General features: G+C 55.3%; 12 protein-coding genes. 10 read left to right on the top strand and 2 right to left on the bottom strand.

Going from position 1 to position 15,044, the window contains the following annotated elements; all coding sequences use genetic code 11:
* Nucleotides 1-908: 908 nt before the first annotated feature.
* From ABWV33_RS01350 to ABWV33_RS01305, 10 genes are all read left to right on the top strand, one after another.
* Nucleotides 909-1,973, top strand: coding sequence for a LacI family DNA-binding transcriptional regulator (locus ABWV33_RS01350; protein WP_353328761.1), 1,065 nt, complete (start codon nucleotides 909-911; stop codon nucleotides 1,971-1,973).
* Nucleotides 1,966-3,261 (top strand): xylose isomerase, encoded by a 1,296-nt coding sequence (gene xylA, locus ABWV33_RS01345; RefSeq protein ID WP_353328759.1) that lies wholly within the window; start codon nucleotides 1,966-1,968, stop codon nucleotides 3,259-3,261. The genes ABWV33_RS01350 and xylA overlap by 8 nt, the downstream gene beginning before the upstream one ends.
* 19 nt (nucleotides 3,262-3,280) lie before the next feature.
* Nucleotides 3,281-4,336 (top strand): sugar phosphate isomerase/epimerase family protein, encoded by a 1,056-nt coding sequence (locus ABWV33_RS01340; protein ID WP_353328758.1) that lies wholly within the window; start codon nucleotides 3,281-3,283, stop codon nucleotides 4,334-4,336.
* Nucleotides 4,336-5,472, top strand: coding sequence for a Gfo/Idh/MocA family protein (locus ABWV33_RS01335; protein WP_353328756.1), 1,137 nt, complete (start codon nucleotides 4,336-4,338; stop codon nucleotides 5,470-5,472). The genes ABWV33_RS01340 and ABWV33_RS01335 overlap by 1 nt, the downstream gene beginning before the upstream one ends.
* A complete protein-coding gene (locus ABWV33_RS01330; protein WP_353328755.1) occupies nucleotides 5,469-6,986 on the top strand; it encodes a sugar ABC transporter ATP-binding protein in 1,518 nt (505 codons plus the stop codon). The genes ABWV33_RS01335 and ABWV33_RS01330 overlap by 4 nt, the downstream gene beginning before the upstream one ends.
* 9 nt (nucleotides 6,987-6,995) lie before the next feature.
* Entirely contained in the window at nucleotides 6,996-7,994 is a 999-nt protein-coding gene (locus tag ABWV33_RS01325; protein WP_353328753.1) for an ABC transporter permease, read from the top strand.
* A gap of 33 nt (nucleotides 7,995-8,027) precedes the next feature.
* The gene (locus ABWV33_RS01320; RefSeq protein ID WP_353328751.1) at nucleotides 8,028-8,981 is read left to right on the top strand and encodes an ABC transporter substrate-binding protein; all 954 of its coding nucleotides are present in this window, start codon (nucleotides 8,028-8,030) and stop codon (nucleotides 8,979-8,981) included.
* 66 nt (nucleotides 8,982-9,047) lie between these two features.
* Nucleotides 9,048-10,481 (top strand): xylulokinase, encoded by a 1,434-nt coding sequence (gene xylB, locus ABWV33_RS01315; RefSeq protein WP_353328749.1) that lies wholly within the window; start codon nucleotides 9,048-9,050, stop codon nucleotides 10,479-10,481.
* A gap of 81 nt (nucleotides 10,482-10,562) precedes the next feature.
* Complete coding sequence (locus ABWV33_RS01310) at nucleotides 10,563-10,826, top strand: hypothetical protein (RefSeq protein ID WP_353328747.1); 264 nt, start codon at nucleotides 10,563-10,565, stop codon at nucleotides 10,824-10,826.
* Nucleotides 10,780-11,496: a transaldolase family protein gene (locus ABWV33_RS01305; protein WP_353328746.1), complete on the top strand. Its 717-nt coding sequence runs from the start codon at nucleotides 10,780-10,782 to the stop codon at nucleotides 11,494-11,496. The genes ABWV33_RS01310 and ABWV33_RS01305 overlap by 47 nt, the downstream gene beginning before the upstream one ends.
* A 1,279-nt stretch (nucleotides 11,497-12,775) precedes the next feature.
* On the opposite strand, the gene ABWV33_RS01300 is transcribed toward ABWV33_RS01305, so the two are convergent.
* Together ABWV33_RS01300 and ABWV33_RS01295 are read right to left on the bottom strand one after the other, a co-directional pair.
* Complete coding sequence (locus tag ABWV33_RS01300; RefSeq protein ID WP_353328744.1) at nucleotides 12,776-13,672, bottom strand: anti-phage nucleotidyltransferase; 897 nt, start codon at nucleotides 13,670-13,672, stop codon at nucleotides 12,776-12,778.
* A gap of 8 nt (nucleotides 13,673-13,680) precedes the next feature.
* Entirely contained in the window at nucleotides 13,681-14,604 is a 924-nt protein-coding gene (locus tag ABWV33_RS01295; protein ID WP_353328742.1) for an anti-phage phospholipase, read from the bottom strand.
* Nucleotides 14,605-15,044 lie beyond the last annotated feature (440 nt).

Raw genomic sequence — 15,044 nt, 5'->3', positions numbered from 1 at the left:
TGTGATGGTCTTCTTGGCAAAGCTTTGGTCAGATATCTGGACATTCGTCCAGTGCAATAGTGCGATTTCTGAGAGCCGTATTCCGCGAGCGCTTCAGAGGACATGGAACTAGTGAAATGGTAAAGGGTATGGTCTCGATCTCGTGAGCAAGGCCTATGTCCGCTTTGGAATAGGCTGAAAATTCTCTATCATGCGCCCGGGTATCTGCTTTGACCAGTTCGGATGACTATGCAAAAATCGCAACGTCGCGCATAGCTGCTGTTGGTAGAGAGAGCAGCGAATGGCAGTAGTCCGCCCTCCCTGTATAAAGGTCATGTCCGCTTTGGGCGGCAGCAGCCATCCGCTGGGGATGGCCGCTATGCGGGACAAACCGGACTTGTGCACGTGCGGCTATTGCTGACGCAGCATTTTCTTGCAACCACGGCGATGAATGTTTGGCAGTGCAGTATTTTTCACCAAAGCGGACGTTCAAACTGACTAGTAGCGCTTGATCTCAAACCCACATGTCGCAGGCAAAGTTGTTGCCGGGAAATTCCTTAAACGCGGGCATTCATAGTTTATCAAGATGAAGGTCGGTTCGAGATTGGTTGCATTTGGTTTTCTCCAGTACTTTAGGGGTCACGCGAAGCCTGTGGAGGCAATCTTGTCGAAGTGGAACGAGTGACTAAAGCGCGTTCTGATTTGAACGTCTTTCTTGCGCTTTGACACCAGAATGCCGGGGTGGATCCGAAGCAGATCATCAGCGTAAGTCCCGTGCAAATTTTAATGATACACGAATGCCGCCACGCCAAATTAGGTACGACTCGAAAATGCCATACGTCTATCAAAAAATGATTGACGTATGGCATTTTGACGCCTTTGATGGGGGCACTGCGGCGATTGGGAGATTCGTTGCGAGGGGAGGAAGCATGACAAGTCCGACGTTAAGTGATGTCGCGCAGGCTGCTGGGGTCAGTTACGCCACGGCCGACCGGGTCATAAATAATCGTGGAAATGTTGCCGCGAAATCCATCAAGAAAGTCCGCGATGCAGTCTCCGCTTTGGGTTATGTGCGCAACGTGGCCGCTGCGAACTTGTCGCGCAATCGCGTCTACCGCTTGGCATTCTTGATCCCGAAAGGATCAAACGCTTTCTTTACTCGCATCCATGACCATATTCAGCTTACGGCCGATCACCTGAGTGCTGAACGCGTGACGGTTGAGGTAATCGAAGTTGCAGCCTTTGCGGTTTTGGGCTTGCAAGACAGCATTGCCGAATTAGTGAAGAAAGACTTCGATGGGGTTGCCATCGTTGGGCTGCAAAGCCAACGTCTTGAAGAGCCGCTGGCGGCGCTGCGCGAGCGGGGGGTGGCGGTCATTGGTCTGGTATCAGACCTTCCGCAACAGTTCCGCTCCGCCTACATCGGCATCGATAATATCGTCGCCGGACGTACGGCTGCTCGGATGGTCGGCATGGCCCACGCTGGCGGCAACGGGTCAATCCAGACGTTTGCCGGTTCAATGGACGCCCGCGACCACGTCGAACGTTTGCAAGGTTTTTGCGAGGTCATTGCGAAAGATTACCCGCATATCACTGTGTGCGACCCCATCATGACTAAAGATGACGCGGCTGTCTTGTTGTCGCAAACCAACGCGGTTCTGACGGGTAAGCCCGAGACCACTGCTCTTTATAACGTGGGGGCTGGTAACAGCGGACTTGTGCAAGCGATCGGTGCGGCACAGTCGGGGCGGCCGTTCTGTGTCGTTCATGAATTGGTCGCCCATTCCCGGCAAGCGCTGCAAGACGGCTTGATTGACTTAGTGATCGACCAGCGCCCCGACGTTGAAATCAGTCGCGCCTTCACCGTTTTGCGCGCCTTAATCGATAACCGCGACTTGCCGCCGATGCCTGGCCTGATGCCAACAATTTACGTGCGGGATAATTTGCCTGCCGACCCCCTGACCGATATGACGAAAGCCAAGACAAATGACTGACTTTTTCAAAGACATCTCTCCTTTGGCCTATGCACCAGGAAGCACCGACCTGGCGTTTCGCCACTATAATCCCGACGAGGTTATTGCGGGTAAGCGGATGGAAGATCACCTGCGGTTTGGCGTGGCCTATTGGCATTCGTTCGCTTGGCCCGGTGGGGACCCGTTTGGCGCCGAGACATTCCAGCGGCCTTGGTTTGGCGACACGATGGACTTGGCGAAAATGAAGGCCGACGTCGCGTTTGAGATGTTCGATTTGCTGAACGTCCCATTCTTTTGCTGGCACGATGCCGATATCCGCCCCGAGGGCGACAGCTTTGCCGAGAGCCTGCGGAATTTCGAAGAGATCATCGATTATTTCGGCACCAAGATGCAGACATCAAAGACAAAGCTTTTGTGGGGCACGGCGAACCTGTTCAGCCACCGCCGCTTTATGTCCGGTGCCGCCACCAACCCTGATCCTGGGATTTTCGCGTGGTCAGCGGCGACGGTCAAAGCCTGCATGGATGCCACGCATAAGCTGGGCGGCGAGAACTATGTGCTTTGGGGCGGGCGTGAAGGGTACGAGACCCTGCTGAACACGGATCTGAAACGTGAACGCCAGCAAGCGGGCCGGTTCTTGCAGATGGCGGTCGAGTACAAACATAAGATCGGCTTCAAAGGCGCGATCTTGGTTGAGCCGAAACCGCAAGAACCGTCCAAGCATCAATATGATTTCGACGTGGCGACGGTCTACGGGTTCCTCAAAGAATTTGGCCTGGAAGGTGAAGTTCAGATGAACATTGAGCAAGGCCACGCGATCCTTGCCGGTCACTCTTTTGAGCACGAACTGGCGCTGGCGTCGTCGCTTGGCATCTTTGGTTCCATCGATATGAACCGCAACGACTACCAATCGGGCTGGGATACCGATCAGTTCCCCAACAATGCCCCCGAAGTTGCCTTGGCCTATTACGAGGTGCTCAAGGCGGGTGGCTTCACCACTGGTGGCACAAATTTTGACTCCAAGCTGCGCAGGCAATCCTTGGACCCAGTTGACCTTATCGCGGCGCACGCAGGGGCGATGGATGTCTGCGCGCGGGGTTTTAAGGCGGCGCACGCAATGCTCGAAGACGGCACATTGGAAGAAATGCGAAATGCGCGTTACGCCGGATGGGATAGCGCGGGCGGTAAAACGTTGCTCGACAGTGATCTGGCCACCATTGCAGCGCAAGTTGCGTCCGATCCCATCGACCCGCAACCGCGTTCGGGTCGTCAGGAAATCTTGGAAAATATCGTCAATCGCTTCGTGTAAGCGGACAGGGAGGAAGACCATGAAAACCATCAAAGGACCGGCGCTATTCCTAGCCCAATTTGCAAGCGATGAAGCCCCATTCAACTCTTGGGATAGCATCACCAAATGGGCGGCGGATTGCGGATATAAGGGCGTACAGGTGCCCAGTTGGGATGCGCGTTTGATTGACTTGGCCAAAGCGGCATCCAGCAAAGATTATTGCGATGAATTCAAGGGTAAAGCGCAAGAGAACGGCGTTGAGGTCACCGAGCTTTCGACCCATTTGCAGGGTCAGCTGGTCGCGGTGCATCCTGCATATGACACAGCCTTTGACGGCTTTGCGGACCCTTCTGTTCACAACAATCCTAAGGCCCGCCAGGAGTGGGCTGTGGATCAAATGATGAAGGCGATTTCTGCGTCCAACAACATGGGGATCAAGAACCATGTGTCATTTTCCGGAGCGTTGGCGTGGCCATACGTTTATCCATGGCCGCAGCGGCCAGCGGGTTTGATTGAGGCAGCGTTTGACGAACTGGCGCGCCGCTGGCGGCCCATTTTGGACCACGCCGAAGACAATGACGTCAACATTTGCTACGAAATCCACCCGGGTGAAGACCTGCACGACGGCGTTACCTTTGAGATGTTTTTGGAGCGTGTCGACAATCACGCCCGCTGCAACATGCTGTATGATCCCAGCCATTATGTGCTGCAATGTATGGACTATCTCGACAATATCGACATCTACAAAGACCGGATCAAATTGTTCCACGTAAAAGATGCCGAGTTTAACCCCACGGGCCGCCAAGGTGTCTATTCCGGCTATCAGCCTTGGGTCGATCGCGCCGGCCGCTTCCGCAGCCTTGGCGATGGTCAGGTCGATTTTGGGGCAATCTTTTCCAAGATGGCTGCGAACAATTTTGACGGTTGGGCCGTGGTCGAATGGGAATGCTGCCTGAAGCACCCGGAAGACGGCGCACGCGAAGGGGCGCAGTTCGTCAAAGACCACATCATCCGCGTCACTGAACGCGCCTTTGATGATTTCGCAGATGGCGGCACAGACGACGCTGCAAACCGTAAAATGTTGGGGATCGACTGATGACCCGTATTCGTCTTGGCATGGTTGGCGGCGGCAATGACGCCTTTATCGGTGGCGTCCACCGCATTGCGTCCCGCATTGATGACCGGTTTGAACTGGTTGCTGGCGCTTTGTCCTCCACCCCTGAAAAATCCGCAGCGAGTGCGCAGGCGCTTGGCATTCCACGGTCCTACGGCAGCTTTGAGGAGATGGCCAGGGCCGAGGCCGCGCGCGACGACGGGATCGAGGCGGTTTCTATCGTCACACCCAATCACGTTCATGCGGCGGCGGCCAAGGCGTTCTTGGCCCACGGTATTCATGTGATCTGCGACAAGCCGCTGACCTCGACCATGGACGACGCGGTCGCACTTGAGGCAGCCGTGAAGGACGCCGAGGCGCTGTTCATCCTGACCCATAACTACACTGGTTATCCGATGATCCGGCAGGCGCGTGAGATGATCGCTGCGGGTGACTTGGGTGAGGTGCGCATCGTGCAAGCGGAATACCCGCAAGATTGGCTGACCTCGCCGATGGAAAACGAAGGGTTGAAACAAGCGGAATGGCGCACCGATCCGGCGCGCTCTGGCGCGGGTGGGTCCATTGGCGACATCGGCACGCATGCGCATAATCTGGCGTGTTTTGTCAGCGGCTTGCGGGTCGAAAGCCTTGCCGCTGATCTGCAATCTTTTGGCGCGGGACGGACGTTGGATGACAACGCCCATATGATGCTGCGCTTTGAAGGCGGGGCGCGTGGGATGCTGTGGTCGAGCCAAGTGGCTCCGGGCAATGAAAACGCGCTGAAACTGAGGATATACGGCGAAAAGGGCGGGTTGGAATGGGCGCAAGAAGACCCCAACTACCTGTGGTTCACGCCGCATGGCGAACCGAAACGCTTGCTGACGCGCAATGGTGCGGGTGCCACTGAAGCATCCCAAGCCGTCAGCCGCATCCCCGGCGGTCACCCTGAGGGCTACCTTGAAGGGTTTGCGACGATCTATAACGAGGCAGCGGACGCGATCCGCGCAACTCAAAATGGCACAGACCGCGCCACAGCCATGGGCATCCTTCCCGGAATCTCGGCGGGCATTGACGGAATGCGGTTCATCACCGCCTGCGTCACGTCGTCGGCAGGCAATGCGGCGTGGACAACGCTATGACGACCCGCCCCCTTGTCGCACTGCAAGATGTCAGCAAAAGCTTCGGCCCTGTCGAAGTGCTGCATGGCGTAAATCTTGCGCTGCATGCTGGCAGCGTACATGCGCTGATTGGCGAAAACGGGGCGGGTAAATCCACGACGATGAAGATTTTGGCGGGTTATCAGCCGCCCACACAGGGCGATGTCCTGTTTGAAGGGCACCCCGCGCAGTTCGGCAGCCTGCAAGACGGCGAAGCGGCGGGGATCGTGATGATCCATCAGGAGTTCAACCTCGCCGAACAGTTGACCGTTGAACAAAACATCTTTCTGGGGCGGGAGTTGAAACGCGGACCGCTGCTCGACAAAGCTGAAATGCGCCGCCGCACAAAGGAATACCTGACCCGTGTTGCCTGCGATGTGTCGCCTGACGCGCTTGTTTCTGGGCTGTCCAATTCAGAAAAGCAGATGGTCGAAATTGCCAAGGCTCTGTCGCGCGACGCGCGGGTCTTGATCATGGACGAACCGACCGCCGTGCTGACCAACCGCGAGACAGACGTGTTGTTCAAACAAGTCGCAGCCCTGCGCGCGGCGGGCACAGCGATCTTGTTTACCTCGCATAAGCTTGATGAGGTCGCCGCGATTTCGGACCACATAACGATCATGCGCGACGGCGATGTTGTGCATTCTGGCGCGACCTCTGAGATGAGCGAGGATGCCATGGCCACCGCAATGGTGGGTCGCGATGTGTCTGATCTCTATCCCACCAAGCCGGGCGTTGCGGCGGATGCGCCTGTTGTATTGCAGGTTGAAAATCTGAGCGTGCCAGGGTTTGCAAGCGACGTGTCATTCACCTTGCGGCAGGGCGAAATCCTGGGGATCGGCGGGTTGATCGGCTCTGGGCGGACGGAAGTGATGGAAGGCCTTGCAGGTTTGCGCCCCGCAACCGCCGCCAAGGTTACCTTGTTTGACAAACCCGCCCGTTTCAAACGCCCCGGCGACGCGCAGCAGGCGGGGCTTTGTTATTTGACTGAAGATCGCAAGCTACGCGGGCTGTTGTTGGAACGCGGCATGCGTGAAAACCTGACGCTGGCGAATTTGCACAAATTCGGCGGTTTCATGATTGACCGCCGCGCCGAGGAAACCGCCCTGACCGACGCAATCACAGAATTTGATATCCGCGCGGGCACCCGTGATGTGCGGGTCGGCAATATGTCCGGCGGCAATCAGCAAAAGCTGCTGCTGGCGAAGGTCATGCTCTCTGAGCCCCGCGTCTTGATCGTCGATGAACCCACCCGTGGCATCGACATCGGCACCAAACAACAGATTTACGCCTTCCTGCGCAGGCTGGCAGATGCGGGGCACGCGATCATCGTGATCACCTCTGAAATGCCTGAACTCATCGGTTTGGCGGACCGGATCATGGTCATGCGCCTTGGCGCTGTCAGCGGCATGTTGGCCCCCGACGACATTAATGAAGACGCAATCGTGCGCCTGTCCATGGGATTGCGCACTGACAAAACGCCGGAAATGGCCTGAGGGAAACAGATGACTGAAACAACCACACCTCAATCTGGCGGCATGCGTCTTCCGTCGATGTCCGTGCTGGGCCCCATTATTGCCTTGGTAGTCTTGTTGATCATCGGCGCGATGTTGAACTCCAATTTCCTGAGTGCGGCCAATATCACCAACGTTCTGGCGCGCTCTGCCTTTATCGGGATCATCGCGGTGGGCATGACCTTTGTGATCACCGCAGGGGGCTTGGATTTATCCGTCGGATCAATGGCGGCCTTTATCGCGGGGCTGATGATCTTGGTGATGAACGCGGCGCTACCAAGCTTGGGGATCGGCATTCCGATCATCCTCTTGGGCATGCTGACCGCGATTATTGCAGGCATGCTTGCGGGGCTTTTGAACGGCTTTCTGATCACGACCTTGGGGATTGAGGCGTTTATCGTCACGCTCGGCTCCATGGGCATCTACCGCAGCCTGGTGACGTGGCTGGCCGACGGGGGCACGCTGTCGCTCGATTTCGGTCTGCGCACGTTTTACCGCCCGGTCTACTTTGACGGCATCCTTGGGATCAGCTGGCCGATCATCGTTTTTGCGGTTGTCGTGATTATCGGAGAGATCATCATGTCGCGCACCACCTATGGACGCCACTGTGCTGCCACCGGATCAAACGAACATGTCGCGCATTATTCCAACGTGAACGTGCGCCGTACGCGCCTGATTTCTTATGCCGCACTTGGCATTTTGGTGGGCATCGCGACCATCATGTATGTGCCGCGCTTGGGTTCGGCATCTGCTTCAACTGGGGTGCTGTGGGAACTGGAGGCCATCGCCGCTGTGATCATCGGCGGCACTGTCCTGAAGGGCGGATTTGGCCGGGTCTGGGGCACTGTGATCGGTGTGCTGATCCTCAGCCTGATCGGCAATATTTTGAATTTGACCGACTTTGTGTCGCCCTACCTGAACGGCGCGATCCAAGGGGTCATCATCATTCTCGCTGTGATCCTACAGCGCGAACGTAAGGCGGCATCTTAGGCTGCAAGCCAACGCTTCAAGGGAGGAGCAAACATGAAATTTACGAAAACAATTATTGCCACAGCACTGGCAACAGCCCTGAGCACAGCTGCATTTGCAGATGGTCACGAGGTCAAGGTGATCGGCGTGTCCATTCCCGCCGCGACACACGGTTGGGCCGGTGGCATGAACTTCCACGCCGCTGAAACTGTCGAGCGTCTCGAAGAGGTCTATCCAGGTCTTGACTTCGTTCTGGCAACGGCGTCCGATCCGGGCAAGCAGGTCAACGATATCGAAGACATGGTCGCCACGCGCAACATTGACGCGCTGGTTGTTCTGCCGTTTGAATCCGACCCGCTGACACCGCCTGTTCAGGCTGTTGCAGATAGCGGCGCATGGGTGACTGTTGTTGACCGTGGTCTGTCTGTCGCTGGTATCGAGGACCTGTATGTCGCAGGCGACAACACGGGCTTTGGCACAGTGTCCGGCGATTACATGGTGTCCAAGATGCCTGACGGCGGCGATATCGTTGTCTTCCGTGGCATCCCCACGACCATCGACAACGAGCGTGTGGATGCGTTCACAGCCGCAATCGAAGGGTCCGGCATCAACGTGCTGGACATGGAGCACGGCAACTGGAACCGTGACGACAGCTTTACTGTGATGCAGGATTTCTTGTCCAAGTATGACAACATCGATGCTGTTTGGGCCTCTGATGACGACATGGCCATTGGTGTTCTGGCTGCGATCGAAGCGGCGGGTCGTGATGATGTGCAGTTCGTCCTTGGCGGTGCTGGTATGAAGGAAATGATTAAGCGGACAGCCGACGGCGACGCAATGATCCCTGCCAACGTGACTTATCCGCCTTCAATGATCGCAACAGCGATTGAATTGACGGCTGTTGGTCTGACGTCGAACGCCCCTGTGTCTGGCGACTTCGTGATCGGGTCGGTCCTGATCACGCAGGAGAACGCGATGGACTTCTACTATCCTGACAGCCCGTTCTAATAGCACTCCCAAGGTCATCGGCGGTTCCGCCGGTGGCCACCTTTTCCAACAAAAAATGAGACGCACGTGACATATCTTGGTCTGGACCTCGGCACATCTGGTGTCAAAGCGCTGCTCATTGATGGCGATCAAAACGTTTTGTCTGAGGGTCATGGCTCACTCACTGTTGCGCGCCCTCATCCGATGTGGAGCGAACAAGACCCACTCTCTTGGATCACCGCTTGTGAAGCCGCGATAGCCCAAGTACGCGCCGCAGTCCCCGCCGAATTTTCGGCGCTGCGGGGAATTGCCGTGTCTGGCCAGATGCACGGTGCGACGTTGTTGGATGCCAATGATAAACCGCTACGCCCTGCGATCTTGTGGAACGACGGGCGATCCCTTGCCGAATGCGATGAGCTTGAAGCGCGCGCAGATTTTCGCGGCATCGGCGGAAACATCGTTATGGCTGGCTTTACCGCCCCGAAACTGCGTTGGGTGCAAAAGAACGAACCTGAGATTTTTTCAAAGACGCGCAAAATTTTGTTGCCCAAAGATTTCATCAAATTCTGGCTGACCGGAGAGTACGCCTCAGAGATGTCGGATGCGGCAGGCACCCTGTGGCTCGATGTGGCCAAACGCGATTGGTCCGATGACCTGCTCGCGGCCACGGGGCTGACCCGTGACCACATGCCCCGATTGGTTGAAGGCAGCGAAAAAGCGGGCGATTTACGCGCCGAACTTGCAACGCAATGGGGCACAGGCCCTGTCGCTGTCGCAGGTGGTGCGGGGGACAATGCGGCGACCGCCTGCGGGCTTGGCGTTGTGCACCCGGGTCAAGGTTTTCTGTCGCTGGGCACATCGGGCGTGCTCTTCACGGTGACGGATACATTCGCCACCAACACCGACAGCGCCGTCCATAGTTTTTGCCACGCGGTGCCCGAGACGTGGCACCAAATGGGTGTCATTCTGTGTGCCACCGATGGGCTTGCTTGGCTTAGCCAGATCACCGGCCAAACGCCTGCGGCCCTGTCCAGCCTCGTGGCAGACGTGAGCGCGCCCTCCCCCATCACGTTCCTGCCGTACCTATCGGGCGAACGCACACCCCATAACGCCCCAAACGCGACAGGTGCGTTCCACGGCCTGCGCCGCGATCATACGTTAGCCGACATGGTGCAGGCGGTTATGGAAGGAGTCGGTTTTGCCTTCGCCGATTGCTGTACAGCACTTGATGCGTGTGGCTCGCTCCCAGGTTCAGTCTGCGTCGCAGGCGGAGGCAGTCAATCGGCGGTATGGCTTAAAATAATTGCGAGCATCACTGGGCTGACGCTTGATGTGCCTGACAGCGGCGTGCAAGGGGCCGCATTGGGCGCGGCGAGGCTCGCAATATTGGGAACGGGCGATGCAACCGTCGATGACGTCCTTATGCCGTCAAAAGTGCGTCAGACCTACACGGCAGATCCAACGCTGTCGGACCTCTATTCAACGCGTTTGCAAAGCTTCAGAGACGCTTGGAAAGATTGACCCTTTTGGTTTCAGCCCTGACTGTTCGATCTTATTCTAGCCGTTGCCGCCAACACCGTGGCGCAAAGAAGGAATGCTCTAATGACAAATGTCCTGGATCAACTCCGCACTATGACAACTGTTGTCGCTGATACCGGCGATCTTGCGGCGGTTCGGACATATGAGCCGATTGATTGCACAACTAATCAGTCTCTGGTTCTCAAGGCTCTGGAACATGCGGCATCCGAAGATTTAATCGCACGCGAAATCGAGGCAGGGAAAACTGCGGGAATGACTGACCGAAGTCCTGACGGTTGCAATGGGGGCGGAACTTGCGGCGCTGGTCCCGGGCCGCGTCTCGACTGAGGTTGAAGCTTGTCTGTCGTTTGATACCGAAAGGTCGGTCTTGCGTGCGCGCGCCATTATCAATGAATACAAAAAACGTGGCGCCGATAAGAGCCAGATCCTAATCAAGTTGGCTGCAACATGGGAAGGCATCCGCACCGCTGAAACCCTGCAAGCGGAAGGTATCGATTGCAACCTGACACTTCTCTTTTTCATGGCACAAGCCGTTGCCTGCACCGATGCCAAATCATATTTGATCTCACCATTCGTTGGCCGCATTACCGATTGGTACAAAAAGAATGAAGGCCGGGTTCATTACGCACCAACCGACGATCCGGGCGTAAAGTCGGTAAGCGCAATTTACGACTATTATAAAGCCAATAAGATAAGCACGGTCGTGATGGGGGCGTCCTTCCGTAACACAGACCAAATCAAGGCTTTAGCTGGCTGTGACAACCTGACGATTGCACCCAGTTTGCTTGATCAATTGAGCAATGATCACAGCCAACTTACGCGCGTGCTTTCGCCTGATCAGAAGGGCGAGATTTCCGAACCTCCAATGGATGAGGCGACTTTCCGTTGGCGCATGAATGGGGACGCAATGGCCACAGAAAAACTGGCTGAAGGTATTCGAAACTTCGATATGGATCATCAAAAACTGGTCACATTGATTGCCGCACGAATGACCTGAGAAAACCGAGACGGCGATGTCGTCTTGACGACAGTCCTGCACGTCGAGAGAGGCCTGCCTTCTATCACGGAAGCTATTGAAAATCCGACCAGTGAAGCTCGCAGCTTATTTCAATGGCCGAATATCCTATCGCATGCCGCTTAACATCTGACATGTGGGCAGTGAAACAGAAACGACAGTTGGAAAATGGCCAGCATCAAGAGACTAAAACGGCCACATTTATAGAACGGCTGCCCCTGGACCAAAACATCTCTGCAATTGCGAACAAATGCTGCATAAACAGCAGCTGCACCCAAATACAGCCACTTCTTTGTTCCTTGAAGTGCAGGTTCGGCCTCTGATCCATGCCGCACTCTGCACGAATGGCTGGTTTTCCCACCGCGTGGCAGCATCGAGATTTATACGGACACAGAATTTTTCACGCTGCGAGCGCGCGCGGCGTGAAAACCGATCTCACAGAATGGGCTCCAAGCCGACTTGCGGCGGTGCAGCACCTCGTCTTGCACCAAAGGCCACCGCCGCTGGTTTGATCTGCCCCACCGGATGCCCGGTGTCAGCCCAAAGCTGACATGAAGTTCCTGCAACTAGAGTGGAGAGCCGAGTTCGTTGCGACCTCCTCCAACGGCAGTTGAGCGTAAAAATACTCTCTGCAAACTAGGGCATTTGACACAATCAGCTGCGGTTTTGTGCTGCGGCGCAAATTCTCCGTTTTTGACCGCTCGCGGAGAATGTGAGCTACTTGTTTGGTGCAGTTACTCTATCCAACCCAGCTCGGTGATAGTCATTGCCAACCGCCCCGAATCCATTCAACCTGAGGGAGCATTTCAAATATTGAGTGGAACTATGTATGCCCAGATACCGTGATGTCGACCATGACTCCAATGTCTTTGCTTATGAGGTGGGCCAGAACTTTATTGATGTAGAGTTCAAAGGAGGTGCTACCTACCGCTACAGTCTTGCATCTGTTGGAGCTGAAGCCTTGCAAACCATGATTGCGTTGGCAGAGGCCGGAGAAGGGCTCAACTCGTTCATTAACAGGCGAGTCAGGAAGTCCTTTGAGACACGTCTCCGATAGCGCGGCCGATTTCGACGACCTTTAGGAAAGTTTCAGCCCGAACTCGACTTATTCTACTAAGAAAGCTGTGAGGTGTGCCACCTACATAGGGGCGCGAAGCAGACCATCGTTGCCCTTGTATCAAGATCGAAACTCTGACGTGAGCGCAGACTTCGACTGATGAAAGGCTCACGGCTAAGCTGCACCCCCTTTTTGTCTCACAATCTAACGCCCAGAACTATTCCAATACAGGCGCATAGCCGTCAAAGTAGTGCTGAAGTCTTGGTTGTTCCAGCACACGTTCGAGCCATCACGGACCAAATAGTACCGCTCGTTCGTGCATAGCAAGTCGGAGGCAGTGCACCTATCCAGCCACGCAAGAACATCCTCGACAGTTTGCTGGTGTGTCCAGCTGAAGTGGTTATCTGGCACATTATACAACATCCCTTCGATGAAGTACGAGGGCGCCACCCCATCACCGATGTATCCGGCATCAATCATAGCATTCCGCATGTTCTTTAACACCCGCGCATTCGGCTTAAAGCGATTGTTTGTGTTGCCGTTTTTGGTGGTGCTATTACCCATATGCTGGTGCGGGTAATTTACGATTTTGTCGCCGCTCGAGGTCCAAAAGCAGATGCCGTCGTGATAGCTTGATTGACCGCTAGCCGGGTACGCGTAGTAGTCGCGATTCTGAACGCAGGCGAGAACGTCCGTTTCCCGACGGCTGTTACTTGCGGGAACCTTGATTGCCTTCTTGCCCGGCAATACTGAATTGCCAAAATTTTCCCTCAGCCATGCAGTCACTTCTGACTTGAAGGTCTGGAACGAATACTGCCCCGGGGACCGGTTGGCCTCGAAGCGAGCTTTTTCATCGTCGTTCAGGCTGGCAATGTCATAATAGTAGACCGAGCTCAGGCAGATCACGATATCTACATCACTATCGGCCCAAATGTTTGTGTCATTTCCGTATGAGCCCTGAAGAAACACCTTGAAGCTCCGATTGGAGTACGGCGCCTGTGGACTTTCCAGAACCCTTTTTATTGATTGATACGTTGCCGCTGACTGTTGCACAGAACCCTGATGTGACCATGTCCTGAGCTGGTCTTCCGAAATCGCCATTACTAATCCTAATCTAAAAGCAGGTGGCACACGTCTTGTTCACGTTGTGCAAATGACTCCACGCCTAGCTGGCGGAGGAGGTTCAATTTCTTGGAGTCGTGCTCAAACATGTCGGTCGCCATTTCAGGCCTATCAAAGGTGTCACTGATCCGGACGGTCGGCACGTTTGCATAAAGTAAGCGTCGAAGCTGATCCATTGAGGATGTATTCACTTCCAATGTCTTCTGGAGTAATTGAACTGGCAAGAAGCTGTTTATCTGCCGGGCAATGAACCCGCGTCTGGGTTCGGGATACTGCCCGCATCCTAAGGACAAAAGGCGACAATCCTCAGGGGCATGACCGAGCGAAACGATTGCATCTGCTAATGCATAAAGAGCAGGGTTGTTGGCGCAATAGCCGCCATCGAACAACTCAACAACGTCGCCAGAGATTGTCTCCAGAGATTTGATTTCAAAAAACGGGTAGGCCGAACACGAAGCCTCAATAGCATCTGCGAGCCGGCATCCAAAGCCGGGAACGAATGTAGCTCTTCGCCCGTGTGCTTGGGTCTCCCGGCTTTTGAAAATCATTGGTGTCTCGAGTTGCCACTTTGTGGCCACTATGCCGAGTCCAGTCAGGACGGTATCAAAGCCAAAGTCACCAAACACTTGTTCACCTGTCTCGCGCAGTCGCGCTGTTTTGGCCGCACGGCCAGATGCTCGCATGATCGGAGGAACGTGTTCTTTATATAGCTCGTGTATTTCGTCTACGGAACGACCAGTCGCCAACAATGTGGCAATGATTGAGCCAGTACTGGTGCCGAAGATGAGATCGAACGTTTCATGGATCGGTTGAGGCAAGAGCGCCTCTAACTCGCGCAGAATACCAAGCGGATAAAATCCCTTCGCTCCTCCGCCATCTAAACTTAGAATTCGGCAGAAATCACTGCTCATCTCTGTTAGCTCTTCAACTCTAAGTATTGTGGTGTTTGTCAGGGGGCTATGCAAGTGGCGGCTCTCAATTTAATAGCTCTTCACCCATATCGGCCTGTCCGCTCCGCTTCAATAATTGCGCTCTTTGCGGAAGTCGGTAATGCGGGTAGCGGGTGAGGTAATTGAAAACCAGTCTCGACGGCCGCTAAGGGTCGGTCAAGCCATGTTGGCGCGTCCTGAAGTCCAACTTTGCAAAGGTCATTAACTGCGCAACGCGGCCATCCCCTGCGGATGACGGCTGGTAGCCCAAAGCAGACCTGGCTGTCCTGCACCTCGAGCTAACAGCAGAAGCTTGCTACTAATGCCAACAAGGGCCGCTATGCGGGGCAATGCACCACACGGGAGAAGCGTGTTGAGACCCCCTTGACGGGCACTCTACTTGTAACTGAATACCAGCTCTT

Source organism: Phaeobacter sp. NW0010-22 (genome assembly GCF_040365955.1).
Classification (GTDB): domain Bacteria; phylum Pseudomonadota; class Alphaproteobacteria; order Rhodobacterales; family Rhodobacteraceae; genus OMPR01.
This window is presented reverse-complemented; position numbering and strand designations above follow the sequence as displayed.